This window comes from Aurantiacibacter xanthus (assembly GCF_003584015.1).
GTDB classification, from domain to species: Bacteria; Pseudomonadota; Alphaproteobacteria; order Sphingomonadales; family Sphingomonadaceae; genus Alteraurantiacibacter; species Alteraurantiacibacter xanthus.
The window spans coordinates 1-21,880 of the sequence record NZ_QXFM01000010.1; the positions used below are offsets into that span (position 1 = coordinate 1).

The window sequence follows — 21,880 nt, forward strand, 5'->3', positions numbered from 1 at the left end:
CAAGCTGCTCGCCCCGCAGCTCGCGCCCGCGTGCGATCCGGTCGCGCAGCCCCTGCGTGCGTTCGCGCACCTGCGGCACGGCATCATGCATCAGCGCGCGCAGATAGACGACATCCTTGACCGAGCCGGGCCGGAGCACCGCCAGCGCCACCGGACGACGCGAGAACTTCTGCAACGCCGCCGTGAGGCGAACGACGGGGCGCTGCTGATGGCCGATCTCCTCGCGCAGATCGAGCCGCTCGCGGTCGATCATGGCGATGCGGGCATGGGCGGCGGCGATCCCCGCCTCGGCCTGCTGGATGCGCGCGGCGGTGGCAGCGGCCTCGGCGGCGTAGCGTTCGGCGGCATCCTCGGCCTCGCTGGCCTGCTGCTCGAACTGCGCGCTGCGTGCCTCGGCAGCGCGGCGCTCGGCCAGCGCCTGGGCAAGTGCGGCGCGAGTATCGTCAGCATTGTCGAACATGACCGGGGCCTGCGCGAAGGCCGTGGCGGCGAACAGGCCGGCGGCAATCAGCAGCAGGATGAGGCGGTCCATCGCGCTATCCTGCCCGATGATAGGGGTGCCCGGCAAGGATCGCGGTGGCGCGGAAAAGTTGCTCCATCACCATCGCGCGTACCAGCAGGTGCGGCCAGGTCGCCTTGCCGAACGAAATAAGCAGGTCCGCCGCCTCACGTTCCTCGGGCGCGTGGCCATCGGCGGCGCCGATCACGAAGCGGCACTCGCGCATGCCGCCATCGCGCCATTGTTCGAGCTGACGGGCCAGCTCTTCGGACGAGAGGTTCTTGCCCTTCTCGTCGAGCAGCACGGTGCGCATGGGCGTGAGCGGCTCGGGGATGCGACCGCCGGTTTCGGGCAGTTCGGTGAGTTTGAGCGGCCAGGTGATGCGCTTCTCATAGCGCGCGACCAGCTCGGCCTCGGGCGACCGGGCGATCTTTCCGCGCGCGATGACATGGAGCAGCATGGGAAGGAGGCCTAAATCGGTCGCTCTGCGACCGCAAGCATGTCCTGAGCCTGCCGAAGGAGGCGACTGGCCGCCCGCAGGCGCCCCGCAGCCCTAAAAGGGCGAAGGGAATAGCGCCGAGGACGCTCGCCCGGATGGGCGAGCGCAAAGATAGCTACGCGCTTCCCACGGCCTCGCGCTTGCCTTCGTCGCCGAAGCCCCACATCCGTTCCAGGTTGTAGAAGCTGCGCACTTCGGGGCGGAACAGGTGGACCACCACGTCGCCCGCGTCGATCAGCACCCAGTCGGCGGCGGGCAGGCCCTCTATCCGCGGGCTCGGCTCGCCGGACTTCTTCAGCTCCTCGGCCAGCTTCTGCGCCATCGACGCGACCTGCCGGGTCGAACGGCCCGAGGCGATCACCATGTGATCGGCCACCGAGCTTTTGCCTTCGAGCGGGATCGAAACGATTTCCTGCGCCTGATCGTCGTCAAGCTGCTTGAGGATCATGGCGTGGAGCGATCCGGGGACCGCTTCGATTTCTGAAAGTTGGTCAGTCATTGCAAATATGGTTGCTGCTCTGGTGCTGGTGCCGATGTCGCTGCGGCGCGGGTGCGCTGGTGTGCTCGCTTCGGTCATCACGAAAGGTCAGGCTCCTCATAGGGAAATGCTCATGGGCAATAGCGAGGCCCGGCGGCTCACGCAGCCGGCTCCCTATGGGACACATGAATGAGAGAATGCGTCACTTCGTCGCGAGGCGGTGCGCCGGAATATCCGTCCGCCCAGTGCGGATCCTGTTCGCGCAGCATTGTCGCCGAGCGCGGATCGGGATCGAAACGCAATTCTATCAGAGCGGGTGCGCTCCATTCGCCCCGGTTGCGAAAGCGGGCTGCAGATAACCGGTAACGCCGCAGCCAGGCCATTGCAGGACTTGCAAGGGCATCGGCATCATAGCCGGGGCGGGCAATCACGGCAATGGGCATTTCCCGCGCGATGGCGCGCCAGCTTTTCCAGCGGTGAAACTGGGCGAGATTGTCCGATCCCATCAGCCACACGAACCGGCGGTGGGGGAACCTGCGCTTGAGCGCGCGCAGCGTGTCGACGGTGTAGCGGGTGCCAAGGTCGCGCTCGATTGCGGTGACCCTGATCGGAGCGCGGCGACTCTGCTGCCGGGCCGAGCGAACGCGCGCGCTGAGCGGAGCCATGCCCGCGCGCGGCTTCAGCGGGTTGCCGGGCGAAACCAGCCACCAGACCTCGTCGAGATCGAGCGCGCCCAACGTGAACAGCGAGATGCGCCGATGCCCTGCATGAGCCGGGTTGAAGCTCCCGCCCAGCAGCCCGGTCAGCGGACCATCGCGGCCTCGTCGCTGGACGCGTGTCAGCAAGAGGTAGCCCGGCGCGGAGTGATGCGGAAACCGTGGCGATGGTTCTGCGCCTTGATCGCCCAGCCCGGATAGTCGTCATCGGGCGTACCGATAGCCGCAAGCTGTTCCAGCTCGCCCGCGCTCAGCTCGATATCGGTCGCGGCGAGATTCTGCGCCAGCTGGTCGGCCTTGCGCGCGCCCATGATCACGCTCGACACCACCTCCTGATGCAGCAACCACGCCAGTGCCACCGCTGCCACAGACACATCACGCTCAGCCGCCATCGGGCGCATCGCATCGACCGCCTGCGCAGCAAGACCGATGTCGGCGCGCGGGAAATCGAGCGTCATGCGTCGGCCCTCGCCCTTCACCGCACCATCCTTGCCAAAATCGTACTTGCCCGAGAGCAGGCCGCCGATCAGCGGGCTCCACACCAGCAGGCCCAACCCTTCCGAGCGCATCATCGGCACGATCTCGCGCTCCAGTTCGCGCCCGGAAACAGCGTAATAGGCCTGATTCGAAACGAATTTGTCCCACCCGCGCCGCTCGGCAATGCCCAGCGCCCTGGCGATCTGCCAGGCCGCCCAGTTGGACACGCCGACATAGCGCGCGCGGCCCGAACGCACGATGTCCTCCAGCGCGCGCAGGCCCTCCTCCATATTGGCGTTCGGATCCCAGCCGTGGATCTGGTAAAGATCGACATGGTCGAGCCCGAGCCGCTCAAGGCTGGCGTCGATCTGGCCGAGCAGGTGATAGCGGCTGTAGCCGCCATCGTTCGGCCCCTCGCCCATCGGCCCCATGCCCTTGGTCGCGATCACGATCTGGTCGCGGGCAATGCCGAGGTCGCGCAGGGCCTGCCCGGTGAACTGCTCGCTCTGCCCGAACGAATAGACATTGGCGGTGTCGATGAAGTTCACGCCCGCATCGAGCGCCTGCTTCACCAAGGCGGTCGAAGCCGCCTGATCGAGGTCGTGCTGGAAGAAGCCGCCCGGCTTGTTGCCGAAGGTCATCGCGCCAAGGCACAGTTCGGAGACGACCATCCCGGTCGTCCCCAGTCGGTTGTAGCGCATTCGGCCTCTCCCCTATGCGGCGCGGCTCAGGGGCGTGCCTGCCCCGTGCCGTGGACCTGCCACTTGTAGGTGGTCAGCCCCTCGAGCGCCACTGGCCCGCGTGCGTGCAGGCGGCCCGTCGCAATGCCGATCTCGGCACCGAGGCCGAATTCGCCGCCATCGGCGAACTGGCTCGAGGCGTTGTGCATCACGATGGCGCTGTCGACCTCGGCGAGGAAGCGCGCGGCAGCCGCTTGGTCGGCGGTGACGATGGCTTCGGTGTGGCCCGAGGAATGAAGCGCGATATGCTCGAGCGCGGCATCGAGACCGTCAACCACGGCCACCGAGAGCACGGCGTCGAGATATTCGGTGTCCCAGTCCTCATCGGAAGCCGTGCCGATCCGTGAATCGAGCGCCCGTGCCCGCGCATCGCCGCGCAGTTCGCACCCGGCATCGAGCAGCGCGGCCACCACGTCCTGCGAGGCAGGGAAGTTGGCATCGAGCAGCAGCGTCTCCATCGCGCCGCAGATGCCCGTGCGGCGCATCTTCGCGTTCAGCGCCAGCTTCTTCGCCATCTCGGGATCGGCAGCGGCATGGATATAGGTGTGGCAAATGCCGTCGAGGTGCGCGAGCACCGGCACGCGGGCATCGTTCTGCACCCGCTCGACCAAACTTTTCCCACCGCGCGGCACGATCATGTCGACCAGCCCCGCAGCCTTGAGCATCGCGCCCACGGCGGCACGGTCCTGCGTCGGCATCAGCTGGATCGCCTCAGCGGGCACGCCCTTGCTGGCGACGCCCTCGGTGAAGGCAGCGTGCAGCGCACGGTTCGAATTGACCGCCTCGCTCCCGCCGCGCAGCAGCGCCGCATTGCCCGAGCGCAGGCACAACGCCGCCGCATCAGCGGTGACATTGGGGCGGCTCTCGTAAATGATCCCGATCAGGCCGATAGGAATGCGCCGGCGCACCAGTTCGAGCCCCGAGGGCACGGTGCTGCGATCGATCTCCTGACCGACAGGATCGGGCAGGCTCGCCACGTTCTCGATTGCAGAAGCAATGCCGTCGAGGCGCTGCTCGTCGAGCATCAGCCGGTCGAGCATCGCAGGCGCGAGGCCATTGGCCTTGCCCGCATCGAGGTCTTTCGTGTTGGCGGCGAGGATTTCCGGCGCAGCCTTGCGGATGGCGGCGGCGGCGGCGCGCAGGGCGTCTGCCTTGTCGGCATCGCTCATCAGCGCGAGCACGCGCTGCGCCTTGCGCCCGGCACGCGCCAGATCGTGTACGATCTGCTCGCAATCGGAGGGGGTGTTCTGGCCGGAATCGGCCGTGCGTGTCTTCAGTTCAATATCCATAAAGGCAAACCTACCATTGCTGCGACGGCTTGTCAGGGGGCGATTCGCGCACACTCGAGTCGTCAAAAAGTTCCCGCATCCCGCGAAAATATTTCGCAAATCCGCACGACTCATCCCGCGCAACCGTCAGTTCATCCCGTCTCAGCACCCCAAGCGGTCGACCTCACACACGCTTCCGCTATCGCCCCCCGCGGACAGGGGTAACGCGTCAAGCGGGGTCGACATTGGTTTTTCCTAAGGTTGCAAAGCGCCTTGCGCGCGTCCGCTCCTGGTTTCCCGAGCGTGAGTTCTTCATGCGCTCGCAAGGGCAGGTTCGCTTCATCAAGGTCAGCTCGCGCCTGCAGATGGGCGCTGCCGCCGTCGTGCTGACGGCTGGCCTGCTCTGGCTCGGCGCGCTCGGCACCATGGCGGTCACCCAGTACCAGACCAGCAGCGAAATGGCCTCGCTGCTTGACCGCGAGGCGACCGTCGCCAGGTCGGAAGACCGGCTGGACGCCTATCGCGGCGATCTCGATGCCACCATGGCCGATCTTGCCAAGCGGCAGGATGTGCTCGACCAGCTCGCCGACGAACTGCCCGAAGACCTGCTGACCGACAGCGCCGACGACACCGTGAGCGATTCGAGCAAGGAGGCCACGCGCCTGATCAGCCTGGTGGGTGAGAGCTTTCCCGAGGCGGTTGGTCTGGCCCGGCTTGAGGCCCGCCAGCTCGCCTTCGTCGAGCGCATGACCCGCTTTGCCGACCGCCGTTCGCGCCGCGCCGAGGAGGCGCTGCGTTCGCTCGGGCTCGATCCGGCCTCGATCCTCGCGCAGGACCGGGTCGCCACAGGTGGCCCACTCGAACTGCTGTCGACCGAGAGCGACGGTTCGCTCGATCCCCGCTTCGAACGGCTGGGCCTCAGCATTGCCCGGATGAGCGCGCTCGAACGCGGGCTGGACGGGGTGCCGCAGGTGATGCCCGCCGATGCCGGGTCGATCAGTTCGGGCTTCGGTGTGCGCCACGATCCGTTCAACGGCCACGCAGCGATGCACTCGGGCCTCGATTTCCGCGCGCCCTATGGCTCGCCGATCCACGCCGCCGCCGAGGGCGAGGTGACCTTCGTCGGGTTCAAGGGCGGCTATGGCCGCACGGTCGAGGTGAGCCACGGGTCGGGCATGATCACCCGTTATGCCCACATGTCGCGCTCATCGGCGAAGGTCGGCCAGAAGGTCGAGGCCGGCGCGGTGATCGGCGCCATCGGCAGCTCGGGCCGCTCGACCGGGCCGCATCTGCATTTCGAAGTTCGCATCAACGGGCGCGCGGTAAACCCGCGTCCGTTCCTGGAGACAGCCCCGCATGTTCTTGAAGAAGCAAGATCCAGCAGCCCTTCCCGCATCGCCGGGGAGCCAGGCGGAGCGACGGCGGGTGGCTAGTTCCGGCACCTTTTCGGTGTTCGGGCCGGATGTCACCATCCACGGCAATGTCGAGGCCTCGGTCGACCTGCATGTCGATGGCAGTGTGATCGGCGACATTGCCTGCGCCTCGCTGGTGCAGGGCGAAGGCAGCCGGATCGAGGGTGAGGTCAAGGCGCAGAGCGCGCGGCTCGCGGGAACGGTGGAAGGCCGGATCGACGCGGTCGAGCTGGTGATCCTCAAGACCGCGCGCATCCTCGGCGATGTCAGCTACGAGACGCTCACCATCGAGCAGGGCGCGCAGGTCAATGGCCGGTTCGCGCCGCACGGGGCCAATCTGGCCGCAGGCAATGCGCAGGTCGACGTGGCTCCGCTGCCCGGCGCCGACAGCGACCAGATGCTGCTGCCGAACTGATTTTCACGAATAGCCGGTTGGAGAGGAGAAAGGGGCGGACCGCAAGGCCGCCCCTTTTGCAATTTCTCGTCCTGACGGGAAAGGCCCCGATCAGCCCTGGCCGGGGGTGCTTTCGCCCGCTTCGGCAGCGCGCCTGGCTTCGAGCCATGCCTCGGCCTCGGCTTCCTGCGCGGCTTCGGAGGCGGCCTTGGCGGCTTCCTCGCGTTCGCGGCGCAGTTCCTCGATCAGCTTTTCCTTGTCGTCGCGCTGGTCGATCACCGGCACTTCGACTTCCTCGCCTTCGACGACCGGGATGTTCTTCGCCGCCTTGGCCACGGCCGCATCCAACTCGCGCTGCGAGCACAGGCCCAGCGTCACCGGGTCCTTCGGCTGGATGTTGGCGATGTTCCAGTGGCTGCGATCGCGAATCGCGTTGATGGTGTTGCGGGTGGTGCCGATCAGCTTGCCGATCTGCGCGTCCGAAATCTCGGGGTGGCTGCGGATGATCCAGGCGATGCCATCGGGCTTGTCCTGACGCTTCGACACCGGGGTATAGCGCGGGCCCTTGGTGCGGCTGACGTCGACCGGGGCTTTCTGCATCTTCAGCGAATAGTTGGCATCGGCCTGGCCACGCTCGATCTCGGCGTGAGTCAGCTCGCCCGAGTGCACGGGGTCGCGCCCGGTGTACTTCGAGCTGGCGAGGTCGTCGGCCATGGCCTGAACCTCGAGAATGTGCAGCCCGCAGAACTCTGCGATCTGGCTGAAGCTCAACGCGGTGTTGTCGACCAGCCAGCTGGCGGTCGCATGCGGCATCAGGGGAGTCGGCTGGGCCACGGTGATTCTCCAAGTGCAGATCGGGCGGAAAATTCGGCCCGAAATAAAAGGGCCGCCCCTCGCGGGACGGCCGACCTTGAGCCTCCATGTAGGCCAATTGTCGAAAGACGGCAAGGATTTCGCGCAAGAGCGCCGCGCGAGGCCGCCCGTCGTCAGGCGGCAGCGGCGCGCAGGCCCGCCATCTGCACTTCGCGCGCGATCGGCGCAAGGCCCTCGCAAAACTGGTCGGCGCTGGCCTCCCAGCTATAGGTACGGCCCGCCGCAAGGCAGTCTTCGCGCGAGAAGGTCAGCGCCTCGGCGATGGCGTCTTCGAGCCGTTCGGCCATCGCGCCGCTGCCGGGTGCCAGCACGTCGAGCGGGCCGGGGACCGGATAGGCCGCCACCGGCGTGCCGCAGGCGAGCGCCTCGATCATCACCAGCCCGAAGGTATCGGTACGGCTCGGGAACACGAACACATCGGCCCCGGCATAGCAGGCGGCCAGCGCCTCGCCCGAGCGGCGGCCGAGGAAGTGCGCCTCGGGATAGGCCTGTCGCAGCCGGTCGAGCGCGGGGCCATCGCCCACCACCACCCTGGAGCCGGGGTGGCTGTTGTCGAGAAAGGCCTCGATGTTCTTCTCCACCGCCACGCGCCCGACGTAGAGCTGGATCGGCCGTTGCAGCTCGAAGAACAGGTCGGGCGGCGGATAGTCGGGCACGAAGGTGGCGAGATCGACACCCCGGCTCCAGTGATGAAGATGGGTCAGGCCATGGTCGCGCAACTGCTCGCGGATGGTCTCGGTGGCCACCAGCACCCGCTCGGCGGGGGCATGGAACCGGCGGATCAGCGGCCAGATCGCGCTGGCGGGCAGGCCCGTGCGGCTGGCGACATAGTCGGGGAACTGCGTGTGATAGGCGGTGGTGAACGGATAGCCGAGCCTTAGGCAGTAACGCCGCGCCGCCCAGCCGAGCGGCCCCTCGGTCGCGATGTGAATCGCATCGGGGCACAGGCTATCGAGCAGCGCCCCCACCTTGCGCAGGCCGGTCAGGGCCAGCCGGATCTCGGAGTAGGACGGGCACGGCACCGAGCGGAACAGGTCGGGCGAGATGACGGCGACCTCGTGCCCACGGCTGCGCAGTTCGGCCACCACTGTGGTCAGCGTGCGCACCACCCCGTTCATCTGCGGGAGCCAGGCATCGGTTACGAGGGCGATCTTCATCGGAAAACCCCGCGCCAATCAGGCCGCGACGGCCACTGCGGTGGCGGCTTCCCGCTCCGCCGCCTCTGCCTCGCGGGCGGCGATTTCGTCGGGCCAGTGGAGGATTTCCATCGTACCGTCGGCATGTTCGACCAGCGCGTTGCAGCCTTCGACCCAGTCGCCGTCGTTCCAGTATTCGATCTCTTTGCCGGAATGGGTGAACATGCGGTGTTCGGCGGTGTGAATGTGGCCGCAGACCACCCCGTCGACCCCGCGCTCGGCTGCGGCGCGGGCCACCACTTCCTCATACTGGCCGATGAATTCGACCGCGTTCTTGACCTTGTGCTTGGCCATCTTCGACAGCGACCAGTAAGGCAGGCCAAGCTTGCGGCGCACCACGTTCACCCAGTGGCTGAGCCCCATCATGAAGGTGTAAAGCGCATCGCCCACGAAGGCGAGCCAGCGGTGCGACAGCATCACGGCATCGAACTCGTCGCCGTGCAGCACCATCAGCCGGCGGCCATCGGCGGTATCATGGAAGGCGGCGCGGCGAATCTCGATCCCGCCGAAGTCGAGCCCCGTGAACTGGCGGAACATCTCGTCGTGGTTGCCGGGGATATAGACGACCCGCGTGCCGCGCTTGGCGCGCTTCATGATCCGCCACACGATGTCGTTGTGCGCGTCGGGCCAGTAGAACTTCTTTTTCAGCCGCCAGCCGTCGATGATGTCGCCCACGAGGTACATCGTTTCGCAGTCGACATTGTCGAGGAAATCGATCAGCAGCTCGGCGTTGCAGCCCTTGGTGCCGAGGTGGATGTCGGAGATCCACACGGTGCGATAGGTGCGGCGGCCCGTGTCCTCCGGCTCGGGAACGGAGGGCCTGGCCCTAGAAAAGTCGCTGATCGTGGCCATCGGCGTAGCGCCGCCGAAGACATCTTCCAGATGGTTGCCGAACATGGTGCCCAAGCCCCGATTTGTTGTGCCTTGGGCTCAGGTTTATGGCGCACGAATGTGACAGCAGCCCCACATTTCGGGGTCAAATGGCTGACAATGTTACGTTTAGGCGGCACCGCCCGAAACATCGAGCGGTGCCGGATGGGTGCTTAGCGGACCACGTAGGGCTGCTTGCCGACCCATGGCGAGGTCATGTTGTAAGGCACGGTCACGAACACCGCCTCGACCTCGGCGATCTTGCCGTCGACGATCTTGAACAGTTCGAGCAGCACGAAGCTGTGCGGGAAGGTGAAGATCGACTTGTGGCGGCTGCCATCGGTCCATGTGATATCGGTGAGGCGGCCCGAGTGGTCGATAAAGCCGGCGGCGACCACGATGCCCTTCTCCTCGTCGACCAGCGGGAAGCGGCGGTCGCGCAGGCGGTCATCGTAGATATACTGGCCGAGGCGGAACTGATCGGCGCAGCCCATCTTCGAGATCGGATAGCCCTCGATATCGACATTGGTGGTCTGCAACCCGTTTTCGATCCGGTCGCATGCATCGGTGAAATCGGTGAACAGCTCGCCGTCGTTGTTCTGAAGCGTGTCGAAATAGCCATCGGCAATCGCGATCAGGCGTTCGCGCGGGCGGCGCTGGGCTTCGGGCACGTCCTCGGCCAGAACGGCACGTGGGCGGCGGGCATCGTCGATCTGCGGGAACGGGCCGAGTTCGCTCGGCCGGCAGACCAGCGTTTCGACCTCGGTAATCTTGCCGGCCTGCATGGCGATGCGCATCGCCATCACCGCCGCATCGCCCGATTCCTCGACAATGCCGAACCAGCTCGCCTGACCCGTCTGCGGATCGGCTGCTTTCACATCATAGGTGTCGCGCACCTTGGTGATGGTGTTCCACAGGCCGTCACCGAGCATCAGCTGCACGTTGTTTTCGGTAAAAACTACGTCGTCCGCCCAAGCGACACGCGACACGTCCTTCGCCGCGAGTGCGGCAAGGTAGGTGTCGATGGCAGAGTAAAGCTCCTCGCGCGTGGCGATCGGGGCCGGGTTCGAAGTCATGGCATTGTATCTCCCGTTACAATGCCACTTGTGAACAAGTCTCGCCTGTCAGTCCACTGCCAAGACGATTTTTCCGATGTGATCGCCCGCCTCCATCCGGCGATGCGCCTCGGCCGCCTCGGCGAGCGGAAAGACGCGGTCCATCTGCGGCCGCAGGTCGCCCTCTTCCACCAGCGGCCAGACCTCGCAGGCAATCTCGGCGGCGAGCAGCTGCTTGAAGGCGTCGGACCGGGCGCGCAGGGTCGATCCGGTCATGGTCTGGCGGCGCACCATCAGCCTGGCCATGTTGACCTCGGCCTTTGCTCCACCGAGCACGGCAATCGTCACCAGTCGCCCTTCTTCGCCAAGACAATCGAGATTGCGCTGGGTGTAAGAGCCCGCGACCATGTCGAGCACGATCTGGCAGCCCGCCTTGCCGGTGATCGCGCGGACCTCCTCGACGAAATCGGCGGTCTTGTAGTTGATCGCGTGGTCGGCCCCGAGCTCGCGCGCTGCCACACACTTGTCGTCACTGCCGCAAGTCACGATCACGGTAAGGGCAAACAGCTTGGCCAGCTTGATCGCCATCGAGCCAATGCCCGAGGTGCCGCCGTGGACCAGCAGCGTCTCGCCATCGCGCGCCAGCCCGCGCTGGAACACATTGTGCCACACGGTAAACAGCGTCTCGGGCAGGGCCGCGGCTTGCTCCAGCGGCAAGGCGTCGGGCACCGGCAGGCAGGTGCCCAGCTTCGCCACACAGTATTGCGCATAGCCGCCCCCGCTCACCAGCGCACAGACCCGCCGTCCAAGCCAGTCCGCCGCCTCGGCGTCGCCCGCGCCCACGATGGTGCCCGAAATCTCCAGCCCCGGCAGCGCGCTGGCCCCCGGCGGCGGCGGGTAAAGCCCCGCGCGCTGGAGGCAATCGGGCCGGTTGACACCGGCATAGGCAACCTTCACCAGCACCTCGCCCGGACCGGGCACCGGCACCGGCTGGTCTGCCAGCGCAAGCACCTCCGGCCCGCCCGGCTCGCTGATGGTTATCGCCGCCATGCGATCCGGCACCTGAAAATTCACCTTGTCCCCCATTGCCTTGCGTTCCCCCGTCTGGCTCTGGCTGCGCCCCCACTTAGCCGGAGCCATTGACAGCAAGCAATCCGATAGTGATGTTGCAGGGCAATGGATGGCGACGATCTCCCGCGAGTCCGTAGCGATGCGGCGAGCCTCTTGGCGAAAGAGGATCTCGACCGCTATTCGCAGGACGAGCTGATGGAACGGATCGCGCTGCTCGAAGCCGAGATCGCGCGCATCAAGGTGCAGCATGCCAAGGCCGCCGCGCACCGCAGCCTCGCCGATCAGCTGTTCAAGCCGAGGCCCGGCAGCGGAGGGGGCGAGTGAGAGGCCGCCCGGCCCCGCTTTCCCCTCGCAATTGCGCAGTGGCGCACCATATCGGTCATCACGAACAGACCCGCCCCGTGCAGGGCCGGTTTTCCCTCAAGCCGTCATTAGCCTTCCGTTCACTATGCCAGCCGCACACTGGTTCCCTTGCCGGCCCGCGGGCTGGCTGAGCCAACCGAAAGACTGCAATGCCCAGTTTCGCGCAGAACCTCGAAAAGACCCTCCACACCGCGATCCAGCACGCGATCGACCGCACGCATGAATATGCGACGCTCGAACACCTGCTGCTGGCGCTGGTCAACGATTCCGACGCGGCCGAAGTGATGACCGCCTGCGGGGTCGACCTGGAAGAGCTGGCGAACGTGGTGCGGCAGTATCTCGATCAGGAATACCAGTCGCTGAAATCCTCCGACCAGGCCGATCCGCAGCCGACCGCCGGGTTCCAGCGGGTGATCCAGCGCGCGATCCTGCACGTGCAGACCTCGGGCAAGGACACCGTGACCGGCGCCAATGTGCTGGTCGCGCTGTTCTCCGAGCGCGACAGCTATGCGGTCTATTTCCTCCAGCAGCAGGATATGAGCCGATTGGACGCGGTGAGCTTCATCAGCCACGGCATCGGCAAGAACGGCCGCCAGATCGAGAACCGCAACCCGCAAGGCACCGAAGAGCCCGAGGCGGCCAAGGCCGAGGAAAAGCCCGACCCCAAGAACAAGAAGGATTCGGCGCTCGACCAGTTCTGCGTGAACCTCAACCAGAAGGCGCTGGACGGCAAGGTCGACCCGCTGATCGGGCGCGGTCCCGAGGTTGATCGCACGGTGCAGATCCTGTGCCGCCGCTCGAAGAACAACCCGCTCTACGTGGGCGACCCCGGCGTCGGCAAGACCGCCATCGCCGAAGGCCTCGCGCGCAAGATCGTCGAGGGCGACGTGCCCGAGGTGCTCGAAGAGGCGGTGATCTATTCGCTCGACATGGGCTCGCTGCTCGCTGGCACCCGCTATCGCGGTGACTTCGAGGAACGGCTGAAGCAGGTCGTCTCCGAACTGGAGAAAATGCCCGAGGCCGTCCTGTTCATCGACGAAATTCACACGGTGATCGGCGCCGGCGCCACCAGCGGCGGGGCGATGGACGCCTCGAACCTGCTCAAGCCCGCGCTGTCTTCGGGCGCGATCCGCTGCATCGGCTCGACCACCTACAAGGAGTTCCGCAACCACTTCGAGAAGGACCGCGCCCTGCTGCGCCGGTTTCAGAAGATCGACGTGAACGAGCCTTCGGTGGAGGATACGATCAAGATCCTGCGCGGGTTGCGCACGGCCTTCGAGGAACACCACAAGGTCAAGTACACGCCCGATGCGATCAAGACCGCGGTGGAACTGAGCGCGCGCTACATCAATGACCGCAAGCTGCCCGACAAGGCCATCGACGTGATCGACGAGGTCGGCGCGATGCAGATGCTGGTGCCGCCGAGCCGCCGCCGCAAGACGATCACCGCGAGGGAGATCGAGAAGGTCATCGCGACCATGGCACGCATTCCTCCCAAGTCGGTCAGCAAGGACGACAAGGCGGCGCTCGCCAACCTTGAGAAAGACCTCAAGCGCGTGGTGTTCGGGCAGGATCAGGCGATCGATCGCCTCTCTACCGCCATGAAGCTTTCGCGCGCCGGTCTGCGTGACCCTGACAAGCCGATCGGCTCGTTCCTGTTTTCCGGCCCCACCGGCGTCGGCAAGACCGAGGTCGCGCGCCAGCTTGCCTCGATCATGGGGATCGAGCTGAAGCGCTTCGACATGTCCGAATATATGGAGCGCCACAGCGTCTCGCGCCTGATCGGTGCGCCTCCGGGCTATGTCGGCTACGATCAGGGTGGCCTGCTCACCGATGCCATCGACCAGCACCCGCACTGCGTGCTGCTGCTCGACGAGATCGAGAAGGCGCACCCCGACCTGTTCAACATCCTGCTGCAGGTGATGGATAACGGCCGCCTGACCGATCACCACGGCAAGACGGTCGATTTCCGCAACGTGGTGCTGATCATGACCACCAATGCGGGCGCGTCGGATGCGGCCAAGCAGGGGATCGGCTTCGGCAGCGGCACCAAGGTCGAGGCGGCGGAAGAGGCGGTGAAGAAGATGTTCACCCCCGAATTCCGCAACCGCCTGGATGCCATCGTGCCGTTCGGCTATCTCGGCAAGGACACGATCAGCCGCGTGGTCGACAAGTTCATCCTCCAGCTCGAACTGCAGCTGGCCGACCAGAACGTGCACATCCAGTTCGACAGCGATGCGCGCGAATGGCTGGGCGAACGCGGCTACGACAAGCTGATGGGCGCGCGCCCGATGGGCCGCCTGATTCAGGAGAAGGTGAAGCAGCCGCTCGCCGAAGAGCTGCTGTTCGGCAAGCTCGCGCACGGCGGCGAGGTCCATGTCAACGTGAAGGAAGACAAGCTGACCTTCGAGCTGACCGCCGCTCCGCCCAAGGCCAAGCCGAAGAAGGCGCGCAAGAAGCCGGCCGCGAAGAAACAGCAAGGCGATGCCTCGGCCGAGGGCAGCACCTCGGAAGACTGATCGTCCCCCCAATTACTGACTTACCGCAGGGCGGCGCTGGAACCCCAGTGCCGCCCTTTTGCGTTATCCACCAGAGTCTTGGGGGATAAACCCGAGGCGTCCTTGACCGAATCGGTCTCGCAGTACTGAAGTGAAATTGGTCGCGTGACCACTTTGTTTGATCTCAGAACCTTGAGCCCCTTTTGAGCGCGAGAGGCGAGAGGCTTTTCGGAGACGTCGGGCTCTACCCGATCTTCAAACAAAGGAGGTGGCTATGAGAAGCGTATTTGTGCGTTCTTATATCCGCTGGCGCTTTGGCCGTTGGGAGAGTGTGTGTCAGCACACTCGACGTTGGCCTCGTCAGTACTCGTTTAACTTCTAAACGAGAGCAGTGAACTCGGTCACGCGGCCACTTTTCCCAACGACCCTGTATCCATACTGGACGCAGTTTGTTCGCACATTGCGAATCCCAGTTCAATATGTGCCCGAGCTATATTTTCGCCTGTCAACCGAGCTGACGACAGGAACTCCACAGCTTTCCGCACAGTTTATAGACTATGAGCTCCGCCCCCCACTGGATCCAGCCGCACCCGCAGGGCATCTACGTCGCCCCGGCCGATTGCTGGGTCGATCCTTCGGTGGCGGTCGAAAGGGCGCTGGTCACGCATGGCCATGCCGACCACGCGCGCGGCGGCCACGGCGAAACGCTTGCAACCCCGGAAACGCTCGCGATCATGGACCTGCGCTACAACACGCGGGCGGGCGCGGTGCCCGTCGCCTATGGCGAAACCTTACGGCTCGCAGGCTCTGTCGATGCCACTTATCTGCCCGCCGGGCACGTGCTCGGCTCGGCGCAGATCCTGCTCGAACACGCGGGCGAGCGGGTGGTGATCACCGGCGACTACAAGCGCCGCCCCGATCCGACCTGCGCCCCGTTCGAACTCGCGCCATGCGACATCTTCATCACCGAGGCGACCTTCGGTCTGCCGATCTTCACCCACCCGCCGATTGCCGAGGAGATCGGCAAGCTGCTCGGCGCGCTGGCGGCCAACCCCGAGGCTTGCGTGCTGGTGGGCGCCTATGCACTGGGCAAGGCCCAGCGGGTGATCGCCGAACTGCGCGCGGCAGGCCATCACGATCCGATCTACCTCCACGGCGCGATGGAACGGATGTGCCGCCTCTATGAAGAGCTCGGCGTGCCGCTTGGCGAGCTGCGGCTGGTGGCCGATCACACCAAGGAAGATATGCGCGGCGCTATCGTCATCTGCCCGCCCTCGGCGCTGAACGACCGCTGGAGCCGCCGTTTGCCCGATCCGATCACCGCCATGGCGAGCGGCTGGATGCGCGTGCGCCAGCGCGCCCGCCAGCGCAATGTCGAGCTGCCGCTGGTGATCTCCGACCATGCCGACTGGCACGAGCTGACGCGCACGGTCGAAGAGGTGAACCCGCGCGAGACCTGGATCACCCATGGCCGCGAGGAGGCGCTGCTGCGCTGGCACGAGCTGCACCAGCGCAAGGCCCGCGCGCTGGCGCTGGTGGGATATGAGGATGAGGATGAGGATGACTGAGTTTCTTCCCCGAACCGTCGGTCCGTTCGTGTCGAGCGAAGTCGAGACACCTGTGCGGCGCGTCTCGACTTCGCTCGACACGAACGGTGTCCGGCTGAGTGTTTCGGGCAGAGAACCCTGACAGATGGAACAATTCGCCGCCCTCGTCGATGCGCTGATCTACACGCGCAGCCGCAACGGCAAGCTCACGCTGATCGCGGACTATCTGCGAGTCACACCCGATCCTGATCGCGGCTGGGCGCTCGCCGCGCTGACCGACGGGCTCGACTTTCCGGCAGTGAAAAGCTCCACCATCCGCAACCTGCTCAAGGATCGGGTCGACCCGGTACTGTGGAGCCTCAGCCGCGACTTCGTGGGCGACACCGCCGAAACCGCCAGCTTCCTCTGGCCCGAGCCGCTGCGCCCCGTCGACGCCCCGCCCCCCACGGTATCCGAAGCCGTCGCCAGCCTTGCCGCCATGACCCGCGCCAGCGTGATGGCTGACTTGCCACGGCTTCTTGACCGCCTCGACGCGAAGGGCCGCTATGCGCTGTTCAAGCTCGCCACCGGGGGCATGCGCGTGGGCGTGTCGGCGCGGCTGGCCAAGGTCGCCTTTGCGCAGGCCTTCGATGTCGAGGTCGATAAGGTCGAGGAATTGTGGCACGCGCTCGCCCCGCCCTATGCCGAACTGTTCGCCTGGGCCGCCGAGGGCGCCGCTCCGCCCGATACCGCGAACATGCCGCTGTTCCGCCCCTTCATGCTCGCCCACCCGCTGGAAAATACCGAGGTCGACCTCGCCGACTACGTGGCCGAGTGGAAGTGGGACGGCATCCGCGTGCAACTGGTCCATGTGGGTGGCGAAACGCGAGTATATTCACGCTCGGGCGACGACATTTCCGCGACCTTTCCCGAACTGATCGACGCGCTCGCCATCCCGGCGGTGCTCGATGGCGAACTGCTGGTGCGTGGCAGCCACCAAGGCGGCGAAACAGGCGGCGCGGCGAGTTTCAACGCCTTGCAGCAGCGGTTGGGCCGAAAGACCGTCAGCAGGAAAATGCTCGCCGAGGCCCCGGCTTTTGTGCGGCTATACGATGCGCTCGCCATCGGCGGCGATGATCTGCGTGCCCTGCCATGGAGCGACCGGCGCGCCCGGCTCGAAGCGCTGATGCCGCGCTTGCCCGACAGCCATTTCGACCTCTCGCAAATCGTCGAGGCCGAGAACTTCGCCCAGCTCGCGCAGATCCGCGAGGGCGCGCGCGACGAGGCCATCGAAGGCCTGATGCTCAAGCGCCGCGACAGCCCCTATGTCGCGGGCCGCAAGACCGGGCTGTGGTACAAGTGGAAGCGCGATCCGCTGCTGGTCGATTGCGTGCTGATGTATGCCCAGCGCGGCAGCGGCAAGCGCAGCAGCTTCTATTCGGACTACACCTTCGGCTGCTGGACCGCCGATCCCGACGAGGGCGGCGAGCTGCTCCCGGTCGGCAAGGCCTATTCGGGCTTCACCGACGAGGAACTGAAAAAACTCGACCGCCATGTGCGGCAGAACACCGTCAACCGCTTCGGCCCTGTGCGCGAAACCGACAAGAGCCTCGTGTTCGAGGTCGCCTTCGATTCTGTCCACGCGAGCAAGCGCCACAAGTCCGGCCTCGCCATGCGCTTCCCGCGCATCCACCGCATCCGCTGGGACAAGCCCGCGCACGAGGCGGACCGCATCGAAGCTCTGCTTGCGCTGGTGCGCGACTAGACTTGCGGCAGATCAAGGAGCCGTGAACGTGCGCGCGGCACAGGGCATGCTCAACCCTTCTGCCCGAGAGACCTTGCCTTGACCGATCAGCCCAAAGCCACGCCCTACGAACAGCTCGGCGGCCAGCCCGCTATCGCAGCCGTGGTCGAGCGTTTCTACGACCTGATGGACAGCGACCCGGCCTATGCCGAGCTGCGCGCCATCCACGCGGCCGATCTCACCCCGATGCGCGCCTCGCTGGCCGGGTTCCTCACCGGTTGGGCAGGCGGCCCGCGCGACTGGTTCGAGGCCAATCCGGGCAAATGCATGATGAGCATGCACTCGGGCTTCCCCATCACTGCCGAGACCGCCGGCCAATGGGTAGAGGCGATGGCGCATGCCTTTGCCGATTGCGACCTGGCCGATCACCCCGTGGGCAAGCTGATGAACGAACGCTTCGAGATGATGGCCAGCGGCCTGGCCCGCACCGCGGCAATGGCAGGCTGAGCGCCACCACAATCCAATTGCGCAGGACGCTCTCGTAGCGCAGGTAGGCGGCATGTATCGCATGTCCCGCGCTGACCGCGTGCTCGCCTATTCCATCGCCGGTGCGGCCGGTTTTGTCGATGCCAGCGGCTTCCTCGCGGCGGACCGCTATTTCGTCTCGTTCATGTCGGGCAACACCACCCGGTTCGGCGTCGAACTCGCGCGCGGATCGAGCGCAGCCGCGATTGCGGGGATGTTGCTGGGGGGGTTCGTGGTCGGCGTGGCGCTCGGCGCGCTGGTCGCCGACCGGTTCGAGCCATGGCGCAAGACCTCGGTGCTGATCGCGGCCACCTTGCTGCTGTTCGCCGCCGCTGCGGCACAAGCCTTCGGATTCACGCTCGGCCTCTTGCTCGGCGCGGTGCTGGCGATGGGCGCGATCAACAATGTGTTCCGCAAGAGCGGCGAGGTTGCGCTCGGCGTGACCTATATGACCGGCGCGCTGGTGCGGGTGGGCGAAGGGCTGGCGGGGCTCATCAAGCGCAGCGCGCAGCGGCGGCGCGGGGCTTTCGAAAGCCTGCTGCTGTGGGCGAGCCTGTCGGGCGGCGGCTTTGTCGGCGCGCTGGTTTACCTCCATGCGCAACCTGTGGTGGGCTGGCTGGGCGCGCTGTGGGTGCTGGGGCTTACTCTGGCGGCCTGGCGGATCGAGGCGCGCGAGTCAGTCCAGACGAACTAGCTTGCTGCGCGAAGTTGCGCCGCGCAACAAGGTGAGCCGCGAGGGCGCAGAGCCGAGCGCCTTGGCCAGCAGGCCGATCACCGCATCGTTGGCGGCACCGTCCTGCGGCTTGGCACGCACCTTCACCTGCACCGCGCCATCGACAATCGCGACGCCCTCGCTGCGCGCGCCCGGCGTTACCCGCACGGCCAGCCGTCCCTCACCGTCGGCCAGCGCGCGGATCGCCTCGGCGGGCGGGAGATCAGGCTTCGGTTTCGCCACGCAAGGTCGCCAGATGCCGCTCGGCCAGCGCGCAATAGCGCTCGGCCTGAAAGCGGATTTTCTCCACCTGCGCCGCGTCCATCGTGCGCAAATACTTGGCCGGACGCCCGATCCAGATTTCGCGCGGTGGAATAGCCTTGCCGGGGCTAAGCAAGGCACCTGCGCCCAGCATCGCGCCTTCGCCCACATGGCACCCGTCCATCGCGATCGCGCCCATGCCGACGAAGGCCTTGTCCGCCAGAGTCGCCCCGTGGACCAGCGCCATATGGCCGATCACGCAGTCCTCGCCGATGATGGTGGGGCAACCATCGGTGTCGGGCCGCGGGCCTTCGACGTGGAACACCGAGCCATCCTGTACATTCGACCGCGCGCCGACCTCGATGCGGTGAATGTCGCCGCGCAGCACGCAATTGTACCAGATGCTTGCCTGCGGGCCGATGGTGACATCACCGATGATCCGCGCACCAGGCGCGACAAAGGCGGTCTCGTGAATCTGCGGCACCTTGTCCTCAAACGGGAGGATGGTGGCGCCGGGGAACCGCTCGGCGAAGGTCATCGCTGCGCCAGCCACTGCGCGCGGGTGATGTGGTGGACGATGGTCGGGTTCAGCTCGGCGGGGAAGGTCGGGTCTTCATAGTCCCACTCCTCGCGCCGCTGCATCCCCAGCCGCTGCATCAGGCCCCAGCTGTCGGTGTTTTCCGCCACGGTCAGCGCCACCACATCATCCTCGTCACGCTGGGCGAAGATATAGTCGAGGCAGCCGCTCGCGCCTTCCTTCGCATAGCCCTTGCCCCAGACATCCTCGCGTAGCCGCCAGCCGATTTCGAGCATGCCGTGAACCTTCGTGCCTTCGGTCGTCGCGCGCTTGAAGCCGACCATGCCAAGCACAGCGCCCGAAAGATGGCCGCCATCGTCCTTGCGGCGGCAACACCAGAAGGTGTGACCGAACTCCTCGACAAATCCTTCGAGACGCTTGCGGGTCTGGGCGGTGCCCGCCTCATCGCGCACTCCGTTGAGCCAGCGCATCACCGCCGGTGTGTTGGTGTAGCGGACGAAGTCTGCCCACGAAGCGTCGTCCCACATATGAATGCGCAGGCGTTCGGTTTCGAGGATGATGGCGGGCTGGTCGCTCATTGGGTACTCCATTGGGCGCGGGTAAGGCCGTAGACCCGCGTGGGATTTTCTTGCCTCTCGTAGTCGGGGTCGTCGTAGTCGAAGTCAGGCACACGCAACAAGCCGAGCCGCGCCATCAGGCGGGTTGAGGGGCCGTTGTGGTCGCTGGCCTGCGCATAGACCGCCTCCGCGCCCATTGTTTCGAACGCATAGGCGAGCGCCGCGCGCGCCGCCTCGGTGGCATAGCCATAGCCTTCGTGCGCGCTGGCGAGGCTCCATCCGATCTCGCGCTGTCCGCGCAGGCCATCCGGGGCAGCAGCGCTGCGGATAAAGAACAGCCCCGTCCGCCCCACCCGGCATTGGCTGTCGCGGTGCCAGATCGTCCAGCGAATGCAGCGGCCCTCGGCCATGGCGGCCAGATCGGCCGCGAGGTTTTCAGTCACGGCCTGCTCGCTGCGCGGGCCGCCGAGGTGGCGCATCACCTCGGGCGTATTCATCTCCGCCAGCAACCACGGCAGGTCCGCCTCGCTCACCGGGCGCAGGTCCAGCCGCTCGGTGGCGAGAATGAGATCAGCCATTCAGCAACCTGGCCGCGAACGGGGCGTGATAGGTCAGCACGCCCGAACACCCTGCGCGCTTGAAGGCGATCAGTTTTTCCATCAGCAGCGCCTCGCGGTCGGCGATGCCTGCCGCCACACCCGCCTCGATCAGCGCATATTCGCCCGATACCTGATAGGCGAACACGGGCACTTCAAAACGCTGCTTCGCCCGCCAGATCAGGTCGAGATAGGCAAGGCCCGGCTTCACCATCACGCTGTCCGCACCCTCGGCAATGTCGAGCGCGATTTCGGCCATGGCCTCTTCACCATTGCCCGGGTCCATCTGATAGGTGCGCTTGTCGCCCTTCAACAGCCCCCCCGAACCGACCGCATCGCGGAACGGGCCATAAAAGGCCGAGGCATATTTGGCGGCATAGGCCATGATCTGAACATTGTGGTGGCCGCCCATTTCGAGCGCCATGCGGATCGCCTTCACGCGGCCGTCCATCATGTCGGAGGGGGCAATGATATCGGCCCCGGCCTCGGCCTGGGTCAGCGCCTGATCGACCAGCACCGCCACCGTATCGTCATTGGTGACATAGCCCGAGGCGTCGACCAGCCCGTCCTGCCCGTGGCTGGTATAGGGATCGAGCGCGACATCGGTGAGAATACCGATATCGTTGCCGCAGGCATCGCGGATCGCTTTAATCGCCTGGCACATCAGGTTGTCGGGATTGAAGGCCTCGGCGCCATCGTCGCTGCGCTTTTCGTGCGGCGTATTGGGGAACAGCGCGATGCACGGGATACCCAGCGCCACGGCCTCTTTCGCACGGCTAGCAATCAGATCGACCGACCAGCGCGATACACCGGGAAGTGCGCCGACCGGCTCCTCCACCCCCTTGCCCGAGGTGACGAACAGCGGCCAGATCAGGTCGGCCGGGGTAAGCACGGTTTCGCGGACCATGGCACGGCTCCAGCCGTGGGTGCGGGTGCGGCGAAGGCGGGTGGCGGGATAGGCTCTGGTCATGCCAGCGCTCCTGCCGAAAATCGGCCGCGCAGGCAATGGTAA

General features: G+C 66.0%; 23 protein-coding genes and 1 pseudogene. 8 read left to right on the forward strand and 16 right to left on the reverse strand.

From position 1 onward, the window contains the following. From D2V17_RS01540 to D2V17_RS01565, 6 genes and pseudogenes are all read right to left on the reverse strand, one after another. A pseudogene (locus D2V17_RS01540) lies at positions 1-532 on the reverse strand (metalloendopeptidase); the annotation flags it as partial. A 4-nt stretch (positions 533-536) separates the two neighbouring features. Beyond that, positions 537-959 carry a 23S rRNA (pseudouridine(1915)-N(3))-methyltransferase RlmH gene (locus tag D2V17_RS01545; RefSeq protein WP_119591387.1) on the reverse strand — a complete coding sequence of 141 codons (423 nt, stop codon included), beginning with the start codon at positions 957-959 and terminating at the stop codon, positions 537-539. A 154-nt stretch (positions 960-1,113) separates the two neighbouring features. Then, positions 1,114-1,497 (reverse strand): ribosome silencing factor, encoded by a 384-nt coding sequence (gene rsfS, locus D2V17_RS01550; protein WP_119591473.1) that lies wholly within the window; start codon positions 1,495-1,497, stop codon positions 1,114-1,116. A 137-nt stretch (positions 1,498-1,634) separates the two neighbouring features. Next, a complete protein-coding gene (locus D2V17_RS01555) occupies positions 1,635-2,321 on the reverse strand; it encodes a nicotinate-nucleotide adenylyltransferase (protein WP_119591388.1) in 687 nt (228 codons plus the stop codon). Further along, the gene (locus D2V17_RS01560) at positions 2,315-3,370 is read right to left on the reverse strand and encodes an aldo/keto reductase (RefSeq protein WP_119591389.1); all 1,056 of its coding nucleotides are present in this window, start codon (positions 3,368-3,370) and stop codon (positions 2,315-2,317) included. Before D2V17_RS01560 ends, D2V17_RS01555 begins: the two co-directional genes overlap by 7 nt. A gap of 26 nt (positions 3,371-3,396) precedes the next feature. Further along, the gene (locus D2V17_RS01565) at positions 3,397-4,698 is read right to left on the reverse strand and encodes a glutamate-5-semialdehyde dehydrogenase (protein ID WP_119591390.1); all 1,302 of its coding nucleotides are present in this window, start codon (positions 4,696-4,698) and stop codon (positions 3,397-3,399) included. 293 nt (positions 4,699-4,991) lie between these two features. On the opposite strand from D2V17_RS01565, the gene D2V17_RS01570 reads away from it, so the two are divergent. Next, entirely contained in the window at positions 4,992-6,110 is a 1,119-nt protein-coding gene (locus D2V17_RS01570; protein WP_119591391.1) for a M23 family metallopeptidase, read from the forward strand. After that, complete coding sequence (locus D2V17_RS01575) at positions 6,103-6,504, forward strand: bactofilin family protein (protein ID WP_245978428.1); 402 nt, start codon at positions 6,103-6,105, stop codon at positions 6,502-6,504. Before D2V17_RS01570 ends, D2V17_RS01575 begins: the two co-directional genes overlap by 8 nt. Positions 6,505-6,594: 90 nt before the next feature. Here D2V17_RS01575 and D2V17_RS01580 read toward each other — a convergent pair whose 3' ends face one another. The 5 genes from D2V17_RS01580 to D2V17_RS01600 all read right to left on the reverse strand — a co-directional run bounded on the left by D2V17_RS01580 (position 6,595) and on the right by D2V17_RS01600 (position 11,563). Beyond that, the gene (locus D2V17_RS01580; RefSeq protein WP_119591393.1) at positions 6,595-7,317 is read right to left on the reverse strand and encodes a DUF1013 domain-containing protein; all 723 of its coding nucleotides are present in this window, start codon (positions 7,315-7,317) and stop codon (positions 6,595-6,597) included. A gap of 152 nt (positions 7,318-7,469) precedes the next feature. Beyond that, positions 7,470-8,513, reverse strand: a complete 1,044-nt coding sequence (locus tag D2V17_RS01585; protein WP_119591394.1) for a glycosyltransferase family 4 protein — start codon at positions 8,511-8,513, stop codon at positions 7,470-7,472. A gap of 18 nt (positions 8,514-8,531) precedes the next feature. Then, on the reverse strand, positions 8,532-9,404 hold the full coding sequence (locus D2V17_RS01590) for a UDP-2,3-diacylglucosamine diphosphatase (protein ID WP_245978445.1): 873 nt from the start codon (positions 9,402-9,404) through the stop codon (positions 8,532-8,534). A 191-nt stretch (positions 9,405-9,595) separates the two neighbouring features. Further along, complete coding sequence (locus D2V17_RS01595; protein ID WP_119591396.1) at positions 9,596-10,498, reverse strand: DUF8021 domain-containing protein; 903 nt, start codon at positions 10,496-10,498, stop codon at positions 9,596-9,598. A 48-nt stretch (positions 10,499-10,546) separates the two neighbouring features. Beyond that, positions 10,547-11,563: an NAD(P)H-quinone oxidoreductase gene (locus D2V17_RS01600; protein WP_425453608.1), complete on the reverse strand. Its 1,017-nt coding sequence runs from the start codon at positions 11,561-11,563 to the stop codon at positions 10,547-10,549. A 90-nt stretch (positions 11,564-11,653) separates the two neighbouring features. Here D2V17_RS01600 and D2V17_RS01605 point away from each other — a divergent pair, with 90 nt between their 5' ends. From D2V17_RS01605 to D2V17_RS01630, 6 genes are all read left to right on the forward strand, one after another. Continuing rightward, the gene (locus D2V17_RS01605; RefSeq protein WP_119591397.1) at positions 11,654-11,872 is read left to right on the forward strand and encodes a DUF1192 domain-containing protein; all 219 of its coding nucleotides are present in this window, start codon (positions 11,654-11,656) and stop codon (positions 11,870-11,872) included. 188 nt (positions 11,873-12,060) lie between these two features. Further along, complete coding sequence (clpA, locus tag D2V17_RS01610) at positions 12,061-14,430, forward strand: ATP-dependent Clp protease ATP-binding subunit ClpA (protein WP_119591398.1); 2,370 nt, start codon at positions 12,061-12,063, stop codon at positions 14,428-14,430. Between the two features lie 536 nt (positions 14,431-14,966). After that, the gene (locus D2V17_RS01615; RefSeq protein WP_119591399.1) at positions 14,967-15,977 is read left to right on the forward strand and encodes a ligase-associated DNA damage response exonuclease; all 1,011 of its coding nucleotides are present in this window, start codon (positions 14,967-14,969) and stop codon (positions 15,975-15,977) included. 124 nt (positions 15,978-16,101) lie between these two features. Continuing rightward, entirely contained in the window at positions 16,102-17,700 is a 1,599-nt protein-coding gene (locus D2V17_RS01620) for a cisplatin damage response ATP-dependent DNA ligase (RefSeq protein ID WP_119591400.1), read from the forward strand. 78 nt (positions 17,701-17,778) lie between these two features. Continuing rightward, entirely contained in the window at positions 17,779-18,186 is a 408-nt protein-coding gene (locus tag D2V17_RS01625) for a group II truncated hemoglobin (protein ID WP_119591401.1), read from the forward strand. A gap of 52 nt (positions 18,187-18,238) precedes the next feature. Then, positions 18,239-18,898 carry a YoaK family protein gene (locus tag D2V17_RS01630; RefSeq protein WP_119591402.1) on the forward strand — a complete coding sequence of 220 codons (660 nt, stop codon included), beginning with the start codon at positions 18,239-18,241 and terminating at the stop codon, positions 18,896-18,898. Here the strand turns inward: D2V17_RS01630 and D2V17_RS01635 are convergent. The 5 genes from D2V17_RS01635 to hemB are packed head-to-tail and all read right to left on the reverse strand — an operon-like array spanning position 18,881 to position 21,838. Next, positions 18,881-19,159 (reverse strand): DUF167 domain-containing protein, encoded by a 279-nt coding sequence (locus tag D2V17_RS01635; protein WP_119591403.1) that lies wholly within the window; start codon positions 19,157-19,159, stop codon positions 18,881-18,883. The two genes, D2V17_RS01630 and D2V17_RS01635, sit on opposite strands and share 18 nt — an antisense overlap. After that, on the reverse strand, positions 19,140-19,715 hold the full coding sequence (locus D2V17_RS01640) for a gamma carbonic anhydrase family protein (protein WP_119591404.1): 576 nt from the start codon (positions 19,713-19,715) through the stop codon (positions 19,140-19,142). Before D2V17_RS01640 ends, D2V17_RS01635 begins: the two co-directional genes overlap by 20 nt. Beyond that, positions 19,712-20,293, reverse strand: a complete 582-nt coding sequence (locus D2V17_RS01645) for a GNAT family N-acetyltransferase (protein ID WP_119591405.1) — start codon at positions 20,291-20,293, stop codon at positions 19,712-19,714. The genes D2V17_RS01640 and D2V17_RS01645 overlap by 4 nt, the downstream gene beginning before the upstream one ends. Then, positions 20,290-20,850 (reverse strand): GNAT family N-acetyltransferase, encoded by a 561-nt coding sequence (locus tag D2V17_RS01650; RefSeq protein ID WP_119591406.1) that lies wholly within the window; start codon positions 20,848-20,850, stop codon positions 20,290-20,292. The genes D2V17_RS01645 and D2V17_RS01650 overlap by 4 nt, the downstream gene beginning before the upstream one ends. Beyond that, entirely contained in the window at positions 20,843-21,838 is a 996-nt protein-coding gene (gene hemB, locus D2V17_RS01655) for a porphobilinogen synthase (protein ID WP_119591407.1), read from the reverse strand. Before hemB ends, D2V17_RS01650 begins: the two co-directional genes overlap by 8 nt. Between the last annotated feature and the right edge of the window lie 42 nt (positions 21,839-21,880).